Origin of the sequence: Pseudoduganella sp. S-14 (genome assembly GCF_049913285.1) — a bacterium.
Classification (GTDB): Bacteria; Pseudomonadota; Gammaproteobacteria; order Burkholderiales; family Burkholderiaceae_D; genus Rugamonas.
Genome location: NZ_CP183991.1, coordinates 1,001,098 through 1,020,563 on the forward strand (window position 1 = coordinate 1,001,098; position 19,466 = coordinate 1,020,563).

A 19,466-nucleotide genomic window follows, 5' to 3' on the forward strand; every position below is an offset into this window, starting at 1 on the left:
AAAAGTGAGTGGAATTCTTGTCAATACACCAACAAAATTCATGCGCAAAGGCGAAATGACCCGTGCGGCCATCCTCGACGTGGCCCTCGACCTGGCAAGCCGTGATGGCCTCGAAGGCCTCACCATTGGTTTGCTCGCCGACAAGATGAACATGAGCAAGTCCGGTGTATTCGCGCACTTTGGTTCGCGGGAAGATTTGCAGATTGAAGTCCTGAAGCTGTATCACCATCGCTTCGAGCAGGAAGTGTTTTACCCGGCGATGAAGGAGGCCCGTGGCCTGCCTCGCCTGCGCGCCATGTTTGCCAACTGGATCAAACGTGTGAGCGTGGAAATCGCCTCGGGCTGCATCTATATCAGCGGCGCCGTCGAGTATGACGACCGCCCTGGCCCGATCCGTGAAGAACTGCTGGCCATGGTCGGCGCGTGGCAGGCAGCCTTGCTGCGTTGCGTGCGCCAGGCCATCGACAACGGCGACCTGCGGTCCGATACCGATGCGAGCCAGCTTGTGTATGAAATGTACGGCCTGATATTGGCCCTGCACCATGAGGCGCGTTTCATGCGCACTCCTGGCAGCGTGGACCGGGCAGGCGTGGGCTTCAACCGACTGATCGAAAACTATCAACCATCCTAAGGCTGCGTTTCGCAGCAGCCGAGCAAACATAACCTTTTAGCTTTCTGGAGAAAAAAATGGGTCAATACGTCGCGCCAATCCGTGATATGCAGTTCGTCCTGCACGAGCTGCTGAAGGTGGAAGAGAAGCTGAAAGAGCTGCCTCCTCACGCCGAAACCGACGCGGACATCATCAACCAGGTGCTGGAAGAAGGCGCCAAGTTCACCTCCGAAGTGCTGTTCCCGCTGAACCACTCGGGCGACCGCGAAGGCTGCCACCACGATGCAGCGGCCAAGACCGTGACCACTCCAAAAGGCTTCAAGGAAGCCTACGCACAGTACGTTGAAGGCGGCTGGGCTGCGCTGGCTTGCGATCCAGAATACGGCGGCCAGGGCCTGCCTATCGTTCTGAACAACTCGTTCTACGAGATGCTGAACTCGGCCAACCAGGCATGGACCATGTACCCGGGCCTGTCGCACGGCGCCTACGAGTGCCTGAAGGAGCACGGCACCGACGAGCAGAAGCGCCTGTACCTGCCGAAGCTGGTTTCCGGCGAATGGACCGGCACCATGTGCCTGACCGAGCCACACTGCGGCACCGACCTGGGCATGCTGCGCTCGAAGGCCATCCCTAACGCCGACGGTTCGTGGGACATCACCGGCGCCAAGATCTTCATCTCGGCCGGCGAACACGATATGGCCGAAAACATCCTGCACCTGGTGCTGGCCCGCGTTCCGGACGCTCCAGAAGGTTCGAAAGGCATCTCGCTGTTCCTGGTGCCTAAGTTCATCCCTAACGCCGACGGTTCGATCGGCGAGCGCAACCCGATCTTCTGCGGCGCGATCGAAGAGAAGATGGGCATCCACGGTAACTCGACCTGCCAGATGAACCTGGACGGCGCCAAGGGCTGGATCATCGGCCAGCCAAACAAGGGCCTGAACGCGATGTTCGTGTTCATGAACGCCGCCCGCCTGGGCGTGGGCGTGCAGTCCCTGGGCCTGACCGAAGTGGCTTACCAGAACGCGCTGGTGTACGCAAAAGACCGCCTGCAAATGCGTTCGCTGTCCGGCGTGAAGAATCCTGAAGGTCCTGCCGACCCGATCATCGTGCACCCGGACGTGCGCCGCATGCTGCTGACCGGCAAAGCCTACGCTGAAGGCGCGCGTGCCTTCGCTTCCTACGTGGCGCTGCAGATCGACCGCGAACTGCACCACCCTGACGAAGAAGTGCGCAAGGAAGCCGGCGACGAAGTGGCCCTGCTGACCCCGATCATCAAGGCCTTCATCACCGACAACGCATGGATCGCCACCTCCGACGCAATGCAGGTGTACGGCGGCCACGGCTACATCTCCGAGTGGGGCATGGAGCAGTACGTGCGCGACGCGCGTATCAACCTGATTTACGAAGGCACCAACACCGTGCAGTCGCTGGACCTGCTGGGTCGTAAGATCCTGATGGACAACGGCGCCAAGCTGCGCAAGTTCGGCGAGAAAGTGCGCGCCTTCGTGGAAGAAAACGGTACCGACGAAGCGATGTCCGAGTTCATCACCCCGCTGGGCGACCTGGGCGAGAAGTTGACCAAGCTGACCATGGAAATCGGCATGAAAGCCTTCCAGAACCAGGACGAAGTGGGCGCCGCCGCCGTGCCTTACCTGCGCGTCGCCGGCCACCTGGTGTACTCCTACTTCTTCGCACAGATGGCGAAGATCGCCCTGGAAAAAGAAGCGTCTGGCGACAAGTTCTACACCTCGAAGCTGGCAACCATCCGCTTCTACTTCGGCCGCCTGTACCCAGAAACCGCAACCCTGATCCGCCAGGCTCGTTCCGGCGCCGCCAACCTGATGGCCCTGGATGCCGACCTGTTCTAATTAAAGGAATAACATGAGCAACTTCAACGTGAAAAAAGTAGCGGTGCTGGGCGCCGGCGTGATGGGCGCGCAGATCGCTGCCCACTGCGTCAACGCCAAGGTACCAGTCGTTCTGTTCGACCTGCCGGGCAAAGAGGGCACGCCTAAGAACGGCATCGTCCTGAAAGCCATCGAGAACCTGAAAAAGCTGTCGCCTGCGCCGTTCGGCGACAAGGCCGACGCGGAACTGATCCAGGTCGCCAACTATGAAGACAACCTGGACCTGCTGGCCGGCTGCGACCTGATCATCGAAGCCATCGCCGAGCGCATGGACTGGAAGCACGACCTGTACAAGAAGGTCGCTCCGCACATCGCCCAGAACGCGATCTTCGCCTCGAACACCTCCGGCCTGTCGATCAACAAGCTGGCCGAAGGCTTCGACGCCGACCTGAAGGCGCGCTTCTGCGGCGTACACTTCTTCAACCCACCGCGCTACATGCACCTGGTGGAACTGATCCCGACCACCGACACCAAGCCGGAAATCCTGGACCAGCTGGAAACCTTCATGACTTCCGTGCTGGGCAAGGGCGTGGTCCGCGCAAAGGACACCCCGAACTTCATCGCTAACCGCGTTGGCGTGTTCGGCATCCTGGCCATCATCCACGAAGCCGAGAAATTCGGCCTGTCCGTCGACGTGGTCGACGACCTGACCGGCGCCAAGCTGGGCCGCGCCAAGTCCGGTACCTTCCGTACCGCCGACGTGGTTGGCCTGGACACCATGGGCCACGTGATCAAGACCATGGAAGACAACCTGCCGAACGATCCGTTCGCAGCGCTGTACAAGACTCCTGCCGTGCTGTCCGGCCTGGTCGCCAAGGGCGCCCTGGGCCAGAAGTCCGGCGCCGGCTTCTACAAGAAGGTCGGCAAGGACATCATGCGCCTGGACGCAGCCACCGGAGAATACGTCGCCGGCGGCAAGAAGGCAGACGATATCATCGCCCGCATCCTGAAGGAAAAGGATCCGGTCAAGAAGATGAAGGCACTGCGCGAATCGACCAACCCGCAAGGCCAGTTCCTGTGGGCGATCTTCCGCGACGCTTTCCACTACATCGCGATCCACCTGGAATCGATCGCCGACAACGCACGCGACATCGACTTCGCCATGCGCTGGGGCTTCGGCTGGAACGTTGGTCCATTCGAAACCTGGCAGGCAGCCGGCTGGGGCCAGGTTGCACAGTGGGTCAAGGAAGACATCGAAGCCGGCAAGGCGCTGTGCAATGCACCGCTGCCAGCATGGGTCTTCGAAGGCAAAGTGGGCGAGCAGGGCGTGCATACCGCTGAAGGTTCGTTCTCGCCAGCGACCAAGTCCTACACCCCGCGTTCGGAACTGGCCGTGTACAAGCGCCAGGAATTCCGTGCTCCGGTAGTGGGCGGCGGCGGCGCAGATCCCAAGACTGCCGGCGTGACCGTGCACGAAGACGAATCCGTGCGCCTGTGGCACACCGGCGACGACGTCCTGATCCTGTCGCTGAAGACCAAGATGCACGTGATCGGCAAAGGCGTGATCGGCGGCATCCAGCGCGGCCTGGCCGAAGCTGAGAAGAACTTCAAGGGCCTGGTGATCTGGAACACCGACGCAGCCGAAGGCGGCGCCTTCTCGGCCGGCGCCGACCTGCAGGAAGCCCTGCCAGCCTTCATGGCAGGCGGCGCGAAAGCAGTCGACCCGATCATCAAGGAACTGCAAGACACCTTCATGAAGATGAAGTATTCCAACGTGCCAGTGGTGGCGGCTGTTGCCGGTATCGCCCTGGGCGGCGGCTGCGAAATGATGCTGCACGCGTCCAAGCGCGTAGCTGCCCTGGAATCGTACATCGGTCTGGTGGAAGTGGGCGTTGGCCTGATCCCTGGCGGCGGCGGCCTGAAGGAAGCGGCTGTACGTGCTGCCCGCGAAGCCAAAGGCAACGATATCCTGCAGTTCCTGAAGACCGGCTTCACCAACGCTGCCACCGCGAACGTTTCGAAGTCCGCGCTGGAAGCGAAGGCCATGGGCTACCTGAAGGAAGACGACATCATCGTGTTCAACGCCTACGAACTGCTGCACGTGGCGAAGACCACTGCACGTGCAATGGCTGACGCAGGCTACCGCGCTCCGATCCAGCGCCCAGTGCCAGTGACCGGCCGTTACGGCTGGGGCACCATCCGCGGCCAGCTGGTCAACATGCGCGACGGCGGCTTTATCTCCGCGCACGACTACAAGCTGGGCGACATGATCGCCGAGATCGTGTCCGGCGGCGACATCGACCAGGGCAGCGTCGTGAGCGAGCAGTGGCTGCTGGATATGGAACGCAAGGCCTTCCTGGAATTGCTGAACCATCCTAAGTCGCAAGAGCGCATCATGGGCATGCTGCAGACCGGTAAGCCGGTACGCAACTAAGAGCAAATGTCCATCCTGTCGCTGGCCTTCAAAATCCTGTTGCGAGTGAAACCAAGCATGGTCTATGAGCAAATCAAGAAGCACATGACGGAGTCGCTGCCGTTCGTGCGCCTGCTCGGCATCCGCATCGACAGCATCGGCCCGGGAACGGCCGAAGTGTCGATGCCGGACGACGGCAAGCTGCACAACCACCTCGGCACGCCGCATGCAGGCGCGCTGTTTACGCTGGCCGAAACGGCGTCCGGCGCGGCCATGGCAGGCGGCTTTGCCGACCTGATCATGGACATGCGCCCGGTCGCCAAGGAGTCGCGCATCCAGTACCAGAAAGTTGCCAAGGGCGCGACGCGCGCCTCCGGCAAGGTACCGGGCGACCTGGCCGCGATCCGCGCCCAGCTCAAGGATGAAGGAAAAGTAGCGTTCCCGGTCAACGTCGACATCTTCGACGAACACGGCACGCTGGCAGCACAAGTACAGGTGGACTGGTACCTCTCCGCCAAACGCTAACGAACACAGATACTGGAAAGCTTAAAATGAGCAAACAACTGCAAGACGCATACATCGTCGCCGCAACCCGCACCCCGATCGGCAAAGCACCGCGCGGCATGTTCAGCAAGACTCGCCCGGACGACCTGCTGGTCGCCGCCATCCGCGGCGCCATGGCTGCCGTGCCTAACCTGGACCCGGCCCTGATCGTCGACGCGATCGTCGGCTGTTCCTTCCCGGAGGCAGAGCAGGGCTTCAACATCGCCCGTAACTCCGTGGTGCTGGCAGGCCTGCCGAACACCGTGGGCGGCGTGACCATCAACCGTTACTGCGCATCGGGCATCACCGCCCTGGCCATGGCTGCCGACCGCATCCGCGTTGGCGAAGCCGACGTGATGATCGCCGGCGGCGTGGAATCGATGTCCATGGTGCCGATGATGGGCCACCACCCATCGATTAACATGGATACCTTCAAGGACGAGAACGTGGGCCTGGCCTACGGCATGGGCCTGACCGCCGAGAAAGTGGCGCAGCAGTGGAAGATCTCCCGCGAAGACCAGGACGCCTTCGGCCTGGAATCGCACCGCAAGGCGATCGCTGCCCAGCAAGCCGGCTTCTTCAAGGACGAGACCACTCCGGTCGAAATCATCACCCGCACCCCTGACCTGCGCACCGGCGAGATCAAGGTTGGCAAGCGTACCGTGGACACCGACGAAGGCGCCCGCGCCGACGCCTCCATGGAAGGCATGGCCAAGCTGAAGCCAGTGTTCGCCGCCAAGGGCACCGTGACCGCTGCGACCTCTTCGCAGATGTCCGACGGCGCCGGCGCGCTGATCGTGGTCTCCGAGAAGATCCTGAAGGAACACAACCTGACCCCGCTGGCCAAGTTCTCCTCGTTCGCCGTACGCGGCGTGCCGCCGGAAATCATGGGCATCGGTCCTAAGGTTGCAATTCCTGCGGCCTGTGCGGCCGCAGGGATCACCCAGGACCAGCTGGACTGGATCGAACTGAACGAAGCGTTCGCCGCACAGGCCCTGGCCGTGATCCGCGACCTGAACCTGGATACCAGCAAAGTGAACCCGATGGGCGGCGCAATCGCCCTGGGCCACCCGCTGGGCGCAACCGGCGCGATCCGCGCTGCGACCGTGGTGCACGCACTGCGCCGCAACTCGCTGAAGTACGGCATGGTCACCATGTGCGTGGGCGCCGGCATGGGCGCAGCAGGCATCATCGAGCGCGTATAATCCGCGCGACGACGCGATAACGCATCAGCAAGGCGGGTCGATTGGCCCGCCTTTTTTACATCCACAGTCCTGTGAGCAGACTGGGTCAGACCCTTGGGTCTGACCCAGGTTTACCGGGTAAAAAATGGAGACAACAATGGCCATCCTGACCAGCAAAGCCAACGGCATCCTGACCATCGAATTCGACCGCGTGGACCGCAAGAACGCGATCACCTCCGCCATGTACCAGACCATGGCCGACACCATCAACGCCGCCGAGGGCGACGCTGAAGTACGCGCTATCCTCTTCACCGGCAAGCCGGAGATCTTCACCGCCGGCAACGACCTGGTCGACTTCGCAATGACCACCACCGCCAACGACGGCGTGGCATTCACCGATCGCCCCGTAATCCAGTTCATGAAAGCCCTGTTCAACAGCAGCAAGCCTGTTGTCGCAGCCGTGAACGGCGCCGCCATCGGCATCGGGACCACCATGCTGATGCACTGCGACCTGGTATATGCCGCCGACAACGCGAAATTCTCCGTGCCTTTCGCAGCACTGGGCCTGTGCCCTGAGTTTGGCTCCAGCATGCTGCTGCCGGCCAACGGCGGCCATGCCCGCGCAGCGGAAAAGCTGATGCTGGGCGAACCTTTCAGCGCACAGGAAGCCTACGACATGGGCCTGATCTCCAAGCTGCTGCCAGCCGAGCAGGTGCTAGCTCACGCGCAGGCGCAAGCCGCCAAACTGGTAGCCCTGCCAGCCGAATCGATCCGCCAGACCAAGCGCCTGATGAAAGCTGGCCGCGAAGCGCTGAAAGCCCACATCGACGTGGAAAGCGCGCAGTTCGGGGCCATGCTGACCGGCGCCGAAGCCAAAGAAGCGTTCACTGCATTCTTTGAAAAGCGCAAGCCGGACTTCTCGAAGTTCTCCTGATCGGAGCATGCAATTGATTTCCGCGCCTGCCTGGCTGCCATTCGGCTTGCTGGGCCTTTCAATTGCCAGCACCGGCCTCGCGGTCATGCATAGCGAGCGGCCGGCTTTCTTGCGGCATCTCTGGCTGGTCTTGCTCGGCCTGGCGACCTGTGCCGGCATGGCGGCGGGCGTGTTGCGCCCCATCGCCCTGGCCAGCATCGCCGCCTTGCTGGCTTTCGCCTGGCTGGCGACCCGCCATGGCAAGACCGCTGTGCGGGCGGTGTTTACGATATTGACGCTGGTGCTGGCACTTGCGCTTGCAATGCACGCCGTTCCCGGCTACGACAATCCCTTGCTCTTGAAAGATGTCCGGCTGTCGGCGCACTCGGCGCCTTACACCTTGTATGCGAACTTCGACAAAGGCGTGGTCGGGCTGGTGCTGCTCGTGCTGTTCTGCCGCCGCGCCAGTTCCTGGCGGGATTTTGCCGTCGCATCGAAGTCGCAAGCACCCGTGCTCGCGGGGCTGTTGTGCGGAGTGCTAAGCATAGGCTGGGCGATTGGATTCGTGCATCCGGATTTCAAGCTGTCGCCATTCCTGCCGCTGTTCGCCGTCATCAACCTGCTGTTTGTCTGCGTAGCGGAGGAAGCATTCTTCCGTGGCGTCATCCAGGAACAGCTCGCACGCTACAGCGATGCCATGGCCGTCGTGGTCTCCGGCCTGCTGTTCGGCGCTGCGCACCTGGGCGGCGGCTGGCAGTTTGGTGCGCTCGCCAGCCTGGCCGGCCTGGGTTACGCGGTGCTGTATTCGAGGACAAAGCGCATCGAGATTCCGATTGCGGCCCACTTCGTGTTAAACCTGGTGCATTTCGTGGCATTCACGTATCCGCGCGCCGGCTGAAAAAAGTCTCAGGGGGATGCGGATATGGCAGTGGTCATCCGCCGCGGCCCTCGCGTTGCACCGCATTCGTTGGCTGCAACCGGGGCATCGACGAGTTTCATGCCGGACAATGGCTGAAGGGGCGGATCTACGAGCGCCGTTGCGATATATCCGCTCGCGATGAACGGCCGCTGGCAGTCGGAAGCGAAAGGTTCCTGGACCGCGATCTCGCGCGTGCCTTACCTTGCGGCGCTTACCTCCAGTTCGAACCTATCCAGGTTGCCTAATAATCTTCCACCAAGGTTGCTCGCGTACCGCTGTTTTCAAAGCCATGGAACTGCGGTAGCAGGCTCTCGTGGCATACGACGCCAGGGGAGAAGCAACCGTCGAGCACGAAGAGCTGACGCTCATTGAATGGTGTATTTGCCAAGAGCTGGGCATTGAATCGCAAAGTCATGATGTTCGGCGGAAGACTTGTGCCGCCTTCCTCGCCATCATCGTCACCCTCTTTGTCCTTGCCGGTGTATTCCGACAGTTTCCTGTCCCAGCAATCGAACCTTCCGATGAAGCCCACGTACCAATAGTCTTCATGCAGCGTCTTGTCGTCGTGGACATACCATGCGGGGTGTGTGAAGATCCGGCTGATTCCGGTTCCCAGCAGGGTGTCCCGTACCGGCTTGCGTACCAGCAGGTTGTCGAAGTCGAACATTACGTCGGGCGGCTCGGGCATCATCGGATGGCCATGCCTGCGGGCCCACCTCTTCGAAATATTGTAGAAGGCAAGCGGCGGCGAATCCGGAGCCAAGAGTTTCTCCCTGAATTCGCGCGCTGCCGTCTCATGGAATGGGCTCGGAGTAGGCAGCGAATCGTTGCTGTCGCGTTCGAGGATGTAATACTCTTTTTCAAAGTTGGTCATGGCGTGCTCTTATTCGTAATCTACAGTCCCGGCCTGGGGACCTGAGGTCCTGTGGCCCATGCTGCCGCAGCGGCGGCATGATTTGTCCTTGTGGATCGCAGCTTTCAGCGTTGCCAGGCCGGAGCGCGACGTGGGAGGCAACTCCAGTTCATCTTCCCGCCCCTCGGCGCGGAGGGCGCCGATCTTGTGCACTTCATCTGCAGCACGCGTGAACTGGACCAGCGACTCGGCGAATACTTCGGGGGCCCAGTCAAATGCCAGGCCGTCGTGCCCGCCGGTCAGTGAAGCTTCAAGACGTTCGCCAATCTCGACGATGACATTGTCGACCACCGGTCCGGTGCAAAGCAGCAGGAGGGGCAACAACAGCCGCAGTTCCAGCATCAGCGTGCCGCCTCCGGCGCCCGCGATATAAGCGTACATGGCGGGAGGAATGGCGTCGAACATGATCTCCATATGGGCCAGCCAAATGAGCATGCTCTCGTGCTCGTCGAGCAGGTCGTCGACCAGTTGCCGGTCTTGCGACGCGCGGATTGCGTCGGCCAGTTCCGGCCAGATCGCCGGCAGCACGCGCGCGAGAAAGTCTTCGATGCCGGCCTTGTCGCCATTGGCGATCAGCGTGGGAAGGGATAAGACGGCGTCGCGATGTTCCCGCAAGGCGGCGGCAAACGCCTCCCCATTGCCTGTGGTCCCGTGGGTGAAGTCATGCGAAGCGGCGCGACGCTCGCGGCCGGGCCGCAGTTTGAGTCCACTGGCGACGGGCAGGCCTTGCATCGATTCCTTCCACCAGACCCATTCGTCTGCCTGGTCGGACTGCGCCCCGTCGCCTGGAATGGCATGCAGGCGCAAACTGTCGGAAAAGTCGCGCCACAGCCCGGCGTCAAACACGATGGGCCGTGAGCGGAGCCACTTGGCAGGCGGCGGATTCCAGCCCGCTTCCGCTGCGGCCTGGTAGGTGATGGCGGCCGCTTCCTCCCAGTGTTTACGATAGGACTCCAGTGCTTCCACCATGTACAGGAAGGCGCAGTGCAAGCGCATGGCAATCATCTTGCGCTGTCCCCTGATTTCATGCGCAAGCTCTTTCGTGAGAAGGTCTATAGCGACCGCCGATACAAGTTTTGACATGGTTCTACAAATTGCAAAAAAAGCAAACAAGTATTGTAACAACAGGTCCAAAGTCGTGTCGTACAGCCATGCGGTGCCGCGTATAATGCAAGCGACTTTTCAACCGGAGACCTGTCAATGTCCATGCAAGTCCTGCGCCGCGCCGCTGTCCTGTCCGTTCTGGCTGCCGCCATCGCTATCCCTGCCTACGCTGGCAGTTCCGCTTCGTCCGCATCGAGTGCCGGTTCCGAGTCCTCGGGCAGCGTGTCCGATTCGATCGGCGGCTCAAGCAAGAGCTCCAGCGGGGACGACAGGAAAGTGGCCGCTGGCCAGTACCGCGTCATCGACGTTGCAGAAGCGCCGGGCAAGCCGGGTGCTACGCGCCTGAAGCTGCAAGGCCAGGGCAATGAATTCTTCCTGACCGTGCCGAAAGCCGCCCTGGCAGAACGCGCACTGCCTGCCGGCGCGCTGGTGCAGGTCAACGAGCGTCCATACGGCTACGAATTCGCATATGCCGATACGCAGCAGGCCTTCTTCCTTGCCCTGGACGAAGCATGGCAACGCGAACTGCGCTCGCACGCCATCTGATTGCCGCCTGCCTGGCGCTCGGCTGGAATGCCGCAGCGCAGGCCGGCGGAATGATGTTCTGCGAACGTCCCGCGAAAGTCACGGCGACGGCGCAGGACCACGTGCTGCGTTTTGCAGCCGTGGTGAAGAATGAACTGGAACGCTCCGGCGCCACGGCCGCCGTCGTTTCGCGCGCCGGCCTTGACCTGGCGCGCCTCGGCCTGCGTTACTCGCACGCCGGCCTGGCGCTGAAAGACAATCCGAACAGCCCCTGGTCGGTGCGCCAGCTTTACTATGCTTGCGACGAAAAGCGTCCACGCATCTTCGACCAGGGCATGGCCGGCTTCGTGCTCGGCGCGGAAGAACCGGCGCAAGGCCACTTGTCGCTGGTGCTGCTGCCGGAGGACCAGGCCAGGACGCTGCAGGCGGCCGCACTGGATGCGCAAACGCCGCTGTCGCTGCTGGCAGGGGAGTACAGCGCCAATGCGTATGCCTACAGCACGCGCTATCAAAACTGCAACCAGTGGCTGGTAGAGCTGATGGCAAGCGCCTGGGGCGCAGCCGCTCCCCGGCGCGAAGACGCGCAAAGCTGGCTGCGCGAACGCGGTTACCAAGCGGAGCCGGTCGCCGTTGGCCGTACGCTGGTGATTGCCGCCCATTTCGTGCCGCTGGTGCATGTGCAGGACCATCCCGACCAAGACCTGCGCGCGCAGACCATGCGCGTCAGCATGCCTTCGTCGATTGAACATTTTGTTCATCGCGAGGCGCCGCAAGCGCGCCGCCTCGAGCTTTGCTATAACCCGAACCATATCGTGATCCGGCGTGGTTGGGAACCGATGGGCGCAGGCTGCGAAGCGCAGCCTGGCGACGAGGTAATCGCTTTTGAAAACAGTCACTGACAAGGCCATATGAATACGATTGCTTCGCTTTACCTGATCTCCGCAGGGGCGCTCGCAATGTCGGCATTCCAGTCGGCCCTGGTGGCGCGCAACAGCTCCTTTGGGCGCGCGTGCTGGGCGTTTGCGGCCATCTGCCTGTCCTTTGCCGGTTTCCAGTACGCGAACGTGCAGCAGCAGCTTGCTCCGGGACTGGCGGAAGCCATCGCGGCGCATAAATGGGTCAACTTCTTTTCGATCCTGCTGGCGCCGCAGTTCTGCTACCTGGTCGCCTCGCTCGACCCAAGCCGGAACGCGTTCCGCCTGACCTACGGCATTGCCTTCATCTCGGCCATCCTGGCGGTGGACAATTTCATGGTGCCTTATGGCTACCGCTTTTCTACACTGGAGACCGAAGCGCCCACCGAGCTGGTGTGGGGCGGGCATGCATTCCTGCTGTTCGGTGAAACGACGGCTGCCTATACGGTCAGCCGCTTGCTGTCGCTGGGGGCGACGGCGTTCGCAGTCGTCTACTGCGTCCGTGTGCAACGCCAGAAGGCGCGTTTTTCCAACCGGCTGGTGTGGAGCTCCGCCGCGCTGGTGGTGGTGACGACGGCGTTGGGAGGTGCGACCGACACCGGCATGCTGCGGATGCCGTATTTGAGCGGTTTCGGATTCCTGTTCCTGGCTGCCTCCTATCTGCTGCTGGTCCGGCGTGAAGCGACCCAGCGCCTGACCGAGAAGATCCGCATCAGTGCCGCGCTGGAGCGCGAACTGGAGAACCACAAGCTTTCCAGCAGGCGCATCGAGCGCGCCCTGACCAATGATGAGCTGACACGGTTGCCGAATCGCGAGGGCGCGCTGGAAAAGCTGCGCGCCATGTTCGTCTGGAGCGAATCCAGCCTGACCAGGACCGCTGTGCTGCTGCTCGACCTGGACCGGTTGGCGATCATCAACGGTACGCGCGGCTACGAGATAGGCAACCAGGTGTTGATCGAGGTGGCGCAGCGGCTGCGCGAACACTGTGGCAAGCGCAGGCTGGTGGCAAGGCTGGGCAGCGCGCGCTTCGCCGTTGGCATTGCGGGCCACAAGACCCTGGCAGGGATCGAGCGCGAAGTGGAGGGCATCATGGCAGCCATCAAGCCGCCATTCACCGTGGCGGACACCGTACTGAACATGACGTTCAGTGCCGGCGTGGCGATCTATCCGGACCACGCCAATTCGGCGGAAGACTTGCTGGCGTCAGCAGGCCTGGCGCTGCACGAGGCGCGCGACCTGGGGCCGGGCCATTTGCGCATGTTCCACCCTTCGCTGCAGCAGTCGCTGAGTGAGCGCATCGGCCTTGAAAATGAGCTGAAGGAAGCACTCGAGAACGGCGAGCTGTTCCTGCACTACCAGCCGCAGGTCTGCGCCGTTACTGAACGGGTGCTGGGCATGGAAGCGCTGATCCGCTGGCAGCATCCGGAGCTGGGCCTGGTCATGCCGGACAAGTTCATTCCACTGGCCGAGGCGACGGGCACGATTGCGGCGATTGGCGCGTGGGTGATTGATAGCGCCTGCCAGCAATTGCAGAATTGGCGGGCGCTGGGCTTCTGCGACGTGCGGATGGCGGTCAACCTGTCGGCACAGCAGCTGCTGCTAAGCGATCTTGGCGACAACGTGCAGGCAGCCTTACGGCGCGCGGGGCTGATGGGTGAAGACCTTGAACTCGAAATTACCGAGTCGGTGCTGATGCAGGACCCGCAGCGCTCCATCGAAAAACTGGAGTCCCTGCGCCGGCTGGGTGTGCGGCTGTCAATCGACGACTTCGGCACCGGCTATTCCTCGCTCGGCTACCTGAAAATGCTGCCGGTGCACTCCTTCAAGCTTGATCGCAGTTTTGTGCGCGATATCGGCACCAGCGAGAAGGATCTCGAAATCTGCGCCACGGCTGTCGGCCTGGCGCGCAACCTCGGCCTGGAAATCGTTGCCGAAGGCGTGGAAGATGCTGTGCAGGCCGACCAGCTTCGCCAGTTGGGCTGCAACCTGCTGCAGGGCTATTACTTTGCGCGCCCGCTTGCAGCACATGCGGCGACCAATTATTTGATGGACCAGATGGAAGCTGCTGCATAAGCTGGCAAATCGAAAAATAACTTGTTCAATTTGCTTTCGTTTAAAATAACTTGCATTGCCAAAAAGAAATGAACGAGGATTGATATGGATGCACCCATTGCTTCGCTCTACCTGATATCCGTGGGAGCGCTAGCAATGTGTTCATTCCAGGCGGCTTTGCTGGCGCGCAGCAGTTCCTACGTGCGGGCTTGCTGGGTCTTCGCCGTGATTTGCTTCACGTTTGCCTTGTTCCAGTATGCGAATCTGCGGCAGCAGTTGGCGCCCGACCTGGCGGCGGCCATTGCCGCCCACAAGTGGGTCAACCTGTTTTCGCTATTGCTGGTGCCGCAGATCTGGTACCTGATTGCCGCACTCGACGACCGCAAGCGGGCCTTCTTCCTTAGTTATTTTGTCGCCGGCGTGACGCTGTTCCTGGTGGCGGACAATTTCGTCTCGCCATTTGGCTACCGCTTTGCTTCCCTGGCGGCCGAGGCGCCCTGCAAACTGCCCTGGGGAGAGCAGGCATTTCTCCTGGCCGGTGAGACGACGCCGGCCTATACCGTCAACCGCCTGTTGTCCCTGGGAGCCGCGCTGTACGCAGCGGCCTTCTGCATCCGCGTCCGGCGCGAGCGCGCGCGCTTCTCCAATCGCGTGGTATGGCTTTCCGTGGCGCTGATCGTTGTGACGACCGCCATGGGCGGCGCAACCGATGCGGGCAGGCTGCAATTGCCTTACCTGAGCGGCTTCGGTTTCCTGTGCCTCGCTGCTTCGTACTTGCTGCTGGTGCGGCGGGAGGCCGCGCGGAGCATGACCGAGAAGATTCGTATCAGCGCCGCGCTGGAACGCGAAGTCGAGAGCCACAAGCTTTCCAGCCTGCGCTTCGAGCATGCGCTGACCAACGATGCGCTGACGCGTTTGCCGAATCGCGCGGGTGCGCTGGAAAAGCTGCACGCCATGTTCATCCAGAGTGAATCGAACCTGACCAGGATGGCGGTGCTGCTGCTTGACCTGGACCGGCTGGCGATCATCAACGGCACCCGCGGCTACGAGGCCGGCAATCAATTGCTGGTCGAAGTGGCGCAGCGCCTGCGGCAGGACTGCAGCAAAGGCGGGCTGGTGGCGCGCCTGGGAAGCGCGCGCTTTGTCGTCGGCATTGCGGGCCACAAGACAGTGGCTGGCATCGAGCGCGAAGTGGAAGAAATACTGGCCGCGGTCAAGCCGCCATTCAGCGTTCCCGGCACGGTACTGAACATGACCTTCAGCGCCGGCGTGGCCGTCTATCCCGACCACGCTGCGTCGGCGGAGGATCTCCTGGCTTCGGCCGCGCTGGCCTTGCACCAGGCGCGCGACGCAGGGCCGGGCAACCTGCGCGTGTTCCACCCTTCGCTGCAGCAGACGCTGAGCGAACGCATCGGCCTGGAGAACGAATTGAAGGGCGCGCTTGAAAAAGAGCAGTTCGTCCTGCACTACCAGCCGCAGATATGTGCCGCCTCCGGGCGCGTGGTGTGCATGGAAGCGCTGATCCGCTGGCATCATCCGTCGCTCGGGCTGGTCATGCCGGACAAGTTCATCCCGCTGGCTGAAGCGACCGGCGCGATTGCCGCTATCGGTTCGTGGGTGATCGATGCCGCCTGTCGGCAATTGGCGAGCTGGCGTGAAAACGGTTTCATCGATATCCGCGTGGCGGTCAACCTGTCGGCGCAGCAGTTGCTGCTGTCCGATCTTGGCGATACCGTGCAGGCGGCCTTGCAGCGCGCCGGCCTGCAGGGCGCCGATCTGGAACTGGAAATCACGGAGTCGGTGCTGATGCAGGACCCGCAACGCTCGATTGAACGGCTGGAGGCTTTGCGCAGGCTGGGCGTGCGCCTGTCGATTGACGATTTCGGCACAGGCTATTCTTCGCTCGGCTACCTGAAGCTGCTGCCGGTGCATGCCTTCAAACTTGACCGCAGCTTTGTGCGCGATATCGGCAAGTCGGCCAAGGACCTGGAGATCTGCGCCACCGCGGTCGGCCTGGCGCGCAACCTTGGTCTTGAAATCGTGGCCGAAGGGGTGGAAGATGCGAGCCAGGCGGCGCAGTTGCGCAAGCTCGGCTGCCATCTCCTGCAGGGCTATTACTTCGCCCGTCCGTTGGCCGTCTACGCCGCGACGGATTTCCTGGCAAACGAAAGGCGGGTCGCATGAGGCCCGGCTGGAAACCGACCCGGCGCAATCGCAACGCCGGCACCAAGTCATTCCCAGTGCCAGGACTGGCCCCAGCTTTCCTGGTAGTCCCACAGGTGCAGGTCCTGGCCATCGAATGAACCCCACCAGGCGTCCTTGACGTCGACCGCCTTGCCAGGGGCGTGGGCCGGCCGCAGGGTCTGGCCGGACCAGGAGAAACGCTGGTTGGCCTTGTCGTTGCAGTCCCAGACGACCAGCTTGGCCCCGTTGCCGGTACCGAAGGCGTAGACGTCGACGCATTTGTCGGGATTGTTCTTGCTGCGCAGCAGGCCATCCGGGTCCTGGTACCACAGTTGCGTGACCTGGCCTTGGCAGCTCCAGTGGTGGACCGGCGTGCCGTTGGTCAGGTTGTTGCCCTCAATGTCCATGCATTTGCCACGGCCGTCGACCAGCTTGCGGAACACATAGGCGCTGCCAGGCTTGACGCTGGCAGTCACGCCCGCCCCGGTGACGGAACCATCCGACACCAGGCGGATGCGCGCGCTGTCGCCGCCGACCATGAAGCTGGTGGCGATGGCGCCGGACAGCGATTTCACCAGCGCTCCATTGCGGTCATACACGTGGATGAAGTCCCGGTTCGCATCGGTGGCGCCGTTGACGTAGACTTTCAGCGCGGCTGCGCCGGGGATAGTCAGCCACTGGGAGCGGTCTTCGTTGTTGCCGTAAGCACCGCTGCTCCAGCTCGTGGCAAGCGCTTCGATGCTGACGCTCGCTCCGCTGGACGTGCCGGCGCCGGCGGAGACCAGTTGCGCGATGACGGCGTTGTCGGCAACAACCAGCGATTGGGCAAGGGCTCCGCTGAAGCTCTGCAGCGGGCGACGGTTGCTGTCGTAAATACGCAGCACGTCGCCCGCACCCAGCAAGCCGCTGACGTTGACGCGCACTGCGCCGGCACCGGGCAGGCGCAAGGTTTGCGAGAGGTCGGCGTTATTGCCATAGGCGCCGGTGTCCCAGCGCGTTGGCGCATCGTCATACTTTTCCCATTTGCCTTCCTCCGCCTGGTCCGAGTAATTGAGCCATACCGGATTAGCGCCCGCCGCCAGGCGCAGGCGTTCATTCATGTACGCGTTGGCGGGAACGGAAAACGCGAAGCCGCTGCCGAAAGCCGCGACGCACGCCTGCTTGCCGCCCTGCCAGGCGCCAGCCGCAGGCGTGACGCGCCAGTCATCCGGCTGGGCCTTGCTCTGGCAGGCGAAGCGCAGCGCCACGGTGCAAGCGGCATCGTTCCAGCGCCCGTCGCCGCGCATTTGCGCGCAGTCTTCATTGTTATAGCCGTTCGGTTCGCCATCGGCCCAGGACCAGATGGCGGAGGCGATCATGCCTTCGTCCCAGCGGTCCGCATCGACGTTGTCGACGCCGCAGCGCATCAGGGCAGGGATGTTGGAAGCGTCGATGGTGCCGGTTTCGTCGACCCAGGAATCGGGCAGCACGTCTTTGCCCAGCTTGGAGTCGGAGACCGCGTAGATTTTGTCCTGCTCGATCGGCAACCCGTCTACTGTGCAGTTGGCGGTGTTGACGTACTTGACTTGCCGGCTGTTCCAGCCGCCCGCAGCGCCGGTGGCAAACAACGGGCCTTGCCAGACCACGGCGCCATCGTAGGTATTGTTGGCAGACTTGACGATCACCCGCTTGCCGCGGGCGATCATTTCGCGCGGCGTTTCCCAGCGGTTGGCCGGCTTGTCGGAGGGCTTGTACAGCAGGGGGCCGAAGACCGCTGTCAAGGGACCCACCACGCCGGCCTGGTTGTTGGCACGGTCCTCCAGGTCGACAAAGACGATTGCCTTCGGGTTCGCGTCAAGCCAGTTGCGAATCTTCCACAACTCATTGGGATAATTGTCGGGAGCGCCGTAGATCGCCGCACAGTCCTGGTGGCACAGCTGCACTTCTCCATTATTCATGTGCAGGTCCAGGTCGATGTTGCGGATACCCGAATTGAGCAACTGGTTCATCGGCCAGCGCTGGTTGGCCCAGGTCGCGCCGCTGTCGTTCCAAGCATTATGCGCGCCCAGTACCTGGATGCGATTGAGCGGGGTGTCCATGGCTACGTCGTATTGCGTGCGGATGCCCAGGCCCAGGTCCGCCGCGTGCAACGCCTGCATCCCGAGCAGGAGAGAAACGATGACGCCTGCCAGCTTCATTCTGCCTCCGAAAAGTGAGTGTCCTGAACCGGAAAACTTACCCCAGGAAGCGCGTGCGCACGATGGAGGGCCGCCTCTAAGATTTTGGCTCGTGCGGTCATTTACTTGTAGCAGAGTCCTGCTAGTTTGGCCGGCACACCCATTTATAGGAGGAACAGATGCTGAAAACCGTTAGCTGCGCGGTCGTGGCCGCGTGCGCCTTTTCCGTCTTGCCGGCGTTGGCGGCTTGCCCTGACTACGTGACGGCGGCCAATCCGCCTGCGCTGTCGGGCCCTGCGCGCAAGGGCTTTGCCAACTTCGGCAACACCATCCTGGCCGGCCTGTACAAGCCCTGGCATATGGCGCACGACGTCATTGTGAAGGCGGGGCAGCCCGCGACCATCACGGGCAAGTTCGATTACGACGCGGTCCTGCACAAGGACCTGGAAGGCGAACGGGTGCATGCCTACCTGTATGGCACCGGCATGCAGCAGTGGCAGTATCTCGGCAGCTTTATTACCGACAGCGACGGCAAGGCCAGCGTGCCCCTTGGCGTGCGCCCGGTCGGCGACTATGTGGTGCGCTTCGTGGTGGAGGGTGACCTGAGCAGCACGAACGGCTACCTGAGCGTGGTCGATCCAAGCCGTGACGCGGTGCTGTTCGACATCGACGGCACCCTGACCATCAACGATTTCGAAGCCTATGCCGATTACGTCGGCGTCAAGACTGCAACGGCGTATTCCTACGCGCCGCAGGTCGTGAATGCCTACCGCCAGAAAGGCTACCAGGTCATTTTCCTGACCGGACGGCCTTACTGGGTAACGAAGGATGGCCTGGAATGGCTGAAGATCCAGAACATGGGGCAATGGCACTACCACTCAAATCCCTACGGCGGCGGCCCCATTCCACCGGACACGCAACAGTTCAAGACCGATTATGTGCGCTACCTGCGCAACACCGTTGGCCTGAATATCGTGCGCGCCTACGGCAACGCCACGACCGATATTACGGCCTATGCCGACGGCGGCATACCGAAGGCGCAGACTTATATCATCGGGCCGAATGCAGGCGCTTCCGGCACGCAGCCTATCCAGGGCGATTACACTGCCCATTACAGCTTCGTGGTGGAACCTACGCCGGTGGCGAGCTGCCGCCTGTAACGTGGTAGATTCCCACTTTGACACTGAGA

15 protein-coding genes are annotated in these 19,466 nt (G+C 62.2%); 12 read left to right on the plus strand and 3 right to left on the minus strand.

Annotated features, from left to right (window positions below; translation table 11 throughout):
- The first annotated feature begins 40 nt into the window (after positions 1 to 40).
- From ACN9MZ_RS04655 to ACN9MZ_RS04685, 7 genes are all read left to right on the plus strand, one after another.
- Positions 41 to 631, plus strand: coding sequence for a TetR/AcrR family transcriptional regulator (locus ACN9MZ_RS04655; RefSeq protein ID WP_426167975.1), 591 nt, complete (start codon positions 41 to 43; stop codon positions 629 to 631).
- Positions 632 to 687: 56 nt separating this feature from the next.
- A complete protein-coding gene (locus ACN9MZ_RS04660; protein WP_426341096.1) occupies positions 688 to 2,478 on the plus strand; it encodes an acyl-CoA dehydrogenase C-terminal domain-containing protein in 1,791 nt (596 codons plus the stop codon).
- 13 nt (positions 2,479 to 2,491) lie between these two features.
- Positions 2,492 to 4,891 carry a 3-hydroxyacyl-CoA dehydrogenase/enoyl-CoA hydratase family protein gene (locus tag ACN9MZ_RS04665; RefSeq protein WP_426341097.1) on the plus strand — a complete coding sequence of 800 codons (2,400 nt, stop codon included), beginning with the start codon at positions 2,492 to 2,494 and terminating at the stop codon, positions 4,889 to 4,891.
- A 6-nt stretch (positions 4,892 to 4,897) separates the two neighbouring features.
- A complete protein-coding gene (locus ACN9MZ_RS04670; RefSeq protein WP_426167981.1) occupies positions 4,898 to 5,395 on the plus strand; it encodes a PaaI family thioesterase in 498 nt (165 codons plus the stop codon).
- A 26-nt stretch (positions 5,396 to 5,421) separates the two neighbouring features.
- Positions 5,422 to 6,618, plus strand: coding sequence for an acetyl-CoA C-acyltransferase (locus tag ACN9MZ_RS04675; protein WP_426341098.1), 1,197 nt, complete (start codon positions 5,422 to 5,424; stop codon positions 6,616 to 6,618).
- A 136-nt stretch (positions 6,619 to 6,754) separates the two neighbouring features.
- Positions 6,755 to 7,531, plus strand: coding sequence for an enoyl-CoA hydratase (locus ACN9MZ_RS04680; protein WP_426341099.1), 777 nt, complete (start codon positions 6,755 to 6,757; stop codon positions 7,529 to 7,531).
- 7 nt (positions 7,532 to 7,538) lie between these two features.
- Positions 7,539 to 8,408, plus strand: a complete 870-nt coding sequence (locus ACN9MZ_RS04685) for a CPBP family intramembrane glutamic endopeptidase (protein WP_426341100.1) — start codon at positions 7,539 to 7,541, stop codon at positions 8,406 to 8,408.
- Between the two features lie 262 nt (positions 8,409 to 8,670).
- Here ACN9MZ_RS04685 and ACN9MZ_RS04690 read toward each other — a convergent pair whose 3' ends face one another.
- Together ACN9MZ_RS04690 and ACN9MZ_RS04695 are read right to left on the minus strand one after the other, a co-directional pair.
- A complete protein-coding gene (locus tag ACN9MZ_RS04690; RefSeq protein WP_426341101.1) occupies positions 8,671 to 9,303 on the minus strand; it encodes a hypothetical protein in 633 nt (210 codons plus the stop codon).
- Positions 9,304 to 9,312: 9 nt separating this feature from the next.
- The gene (locus ACN9MZ_RS04695; protein ID WP_426341102.1) at positions 9,313 to 10,338 is read right to left on the minus strand and encodes a hypothetical protein; all 1,026 of its coding nucleotides are present in this window, start codon (positions 10,336 to 10,338) and stop codon (positions 9,313 to 9,315) included.
- Between the two features lie 204 nt (positions 10,339 to 10,542).
- On the opposite strand from ACN9MZ_RS04695, the gene ACN9MZ_RS04700 reads away from it, so the two are divergent.
- From ACN9MZ_RS04700 to ACN9MZ_RS04715, 4 genes are all read left to right on the plus strand, one after another.
- Positions 10,543 to 10,992 carry a hypothetical protein gene (locus ACN9MZ_RS04700; protein WP_426336894.1) on the plus strand — a complete coding sequence of 150 codons (450 nt, stop codon included), beginning with the start codon at positions 10,543 to 10,545 and terminating at the stop codon, positions 10,990 to 10,992.
- Entirely contained in the window at positions 10,959 to 11,870 is a 912-nt protein-coding gene (locus ACN9MZ_RS04705; RefSeq protein ID WP_426341103.1) for a DUF2145 domain-containing protein, read from the plus strand. The genes ACN9MZ_RS04700 and ACN9MZ_RS04705 overlap by 34 nt, the downstream gene beginning before the upstream one ends.
- 9 nt (positions 11,871 to 11,879) lie before the next feature.
- A complete protein-coding gene (locus tag ACN9MZ_RS04710; protein ID WP_426341104.1) occupies positions 11,880 to 13,958 on the plus strand; it encodes a putative bifunctional diguanylate cyclase/phosphodiesterase in 2,079 nt (692 codons plus the stop codon).
- A gap of 84 nt (positions 13,959 to 14,042) precedes the next feature.
- A complete protein-coding gene (locus tag ACN9MZ_RS04715) occupies positions 14,043 to 16,121 on the plus strand; it encodes a putative bifunctional diguanylate cyclase/phosphodiesterase (protein WP_426341105.1) in 2,079 nt (692 codons plus the stop codon).
- A 47-nt stretch (positions 16,122 to 16,168) separates the two neighbouring features.
- Here the strand turns inward: ACN9MZ_RS04715 and ACN9MZ_RS04720 are convergent, their stop codons facing one another.
- The gene (locus tag ACN9MZ_RS04720) at positions 16,169 to 18,298 is read right to left on the minus strand and encodes a ricin-type beta-trefoil lectin domain protein (protein ID WP_426341106.1); all 2,130 of its coding nucleotides are present in this window, start codon (positions 18,296 to 18,298) and stop codon (positions 16,169 to 16,171) included.
- A gap of 158 nt (positions 18,299 to 18,456) precedes the next feature.
- On the opposite strand from ACN9MZ_RS04720, the gene ACN9MZ_RS04725 reads away from it, so the two are divergent.
- Positions 18,457 to 19,437, plus strand: coding sequence for a lipin/Ned1/Smp2 family protein (locus ACN9MZ_RS04725; RefSeq protein ID WP_426341107.1), 981 nt, complete (start codon positions 18,457 to 18,459; stop codon positions 19,435 to 19,437).
- The last annotated feature ends 29 nt before the right edge of the window (positions 19,438 to 19,466 follow it).

Excerpts from the sequence above, each read along its gene's own strand:
- ACN9MZ_RS04655 (WP_426167975.1), top strand. The coding sequence starts at position 41 with ATGCGCAAAGGCGAAATGACCCGTGCGGCCATCCTCGACGTGGCCCTC.
- ACN9MZ_RS04660 (WP_426341096.1), top strand. The coding sequence starts at position 688 with ATGGGTCAATACGTCGCGCCAATCCGTGATATGCAGTTCGTCCTGCAC.
- ACN9MZ_RS04665 (WP_426341097.1), top strand. The coding sequence starts at position 2,492 with ATGAGCAACTTCAACGTGAAAAAAGTAGCGGTGCTGGGCGCCGGCGTG.
- ACN9MZ_RS04670 (WP_426167981.1), top strand. The coding sequence starts at position 4,898 with ATGTCCATCCTGTCGCTGGCCTTCAAAATCCTGTTGCGAGTGAAACCA.
- ACN9MZ_RS04675 (WP_426341098.1), top strand. The coding sequence starts at position 5,422 with ATGAGCAAACAACTGCAAGACGCATACATCGTCGCCGCAACCCGCACC.
- ACN9MZ_RS04680 (WP_426341099.1), top strand. The coding sequence starts at position 6,755 with ATGGCCATCCTGACCAGCAAAGCCAACGGCATCCTGACCATCGAATTC.
- ACN9MZ_RS04685 (WP_426341100.1), top strand. The coding sequence starts at position 7,539 with ATGCAATTGATTTCCGCGCCTGCCTGGCTGCCATTCGGCTTGCTGGGC.
- ACN9MZ_RS04690 (WP_426341101.1), bottom strand. The coding sequence starts at position 9,303 with ATGACCAACTTTGAAAAAGAGTATTACATCCTCGAACGCGACAGCAAC.
- ACN9MZ_RS04695 (WP_426341102.1), bottom strand. The coding sequence starts at position 10,338 with ATGCGCTTGCACTGCGCCTTCCTGTACATGGTGGAAGCACTGGAGTCC.
- ACN9MZ_RS04700 (WP_426336894.1), top strand. The coding sequence starts at position 10,543 with ATGTCCATGCAAGTCCTGCGCCGCGCCGCTGTCCTGTCCGTTCTGGCT.
- ACN9MZ_RS04705 (WP_426341103.1), top strand. The coding sequence starts at position 10,959 with ATGGCAACGCGAACTGCGCTCGCACGCCATCTGATTGCCGCCTGCCTG.
- ACN9MZ_RS04710 (WP_426341104.1), top strand. The coding sequence starts at position 11,880 with ATGAATACGATTGCTTCGCTTTACCTGATCTCCGCAGGGGCGCTCGCA.
- ACN9MZ_RS04715 (WP_426341105.1), top strand. The coding sequence starts at position 14,043 with ATGGATGCACCCATTGCTTCGCTCTACCTGATATCCGTGGGAGCGCTA.
- ACN9MZ_RS04720 (WP_426341106.1), bottom strand. The coding sequence starts at position 18,298 with ATGAAGCTGGCAGGCGTCATCGTTTCTCTCCTGCTCGGGATGCAGGCG.
- ACN9MZ_RS04725 (WP_426341107.1), top strand. The coding sequence starts at position 18,457 with ATGCTGAAAACCGTTAGCTGCGCGGTCGTGGCCGCGTGCGCCTTTTCC.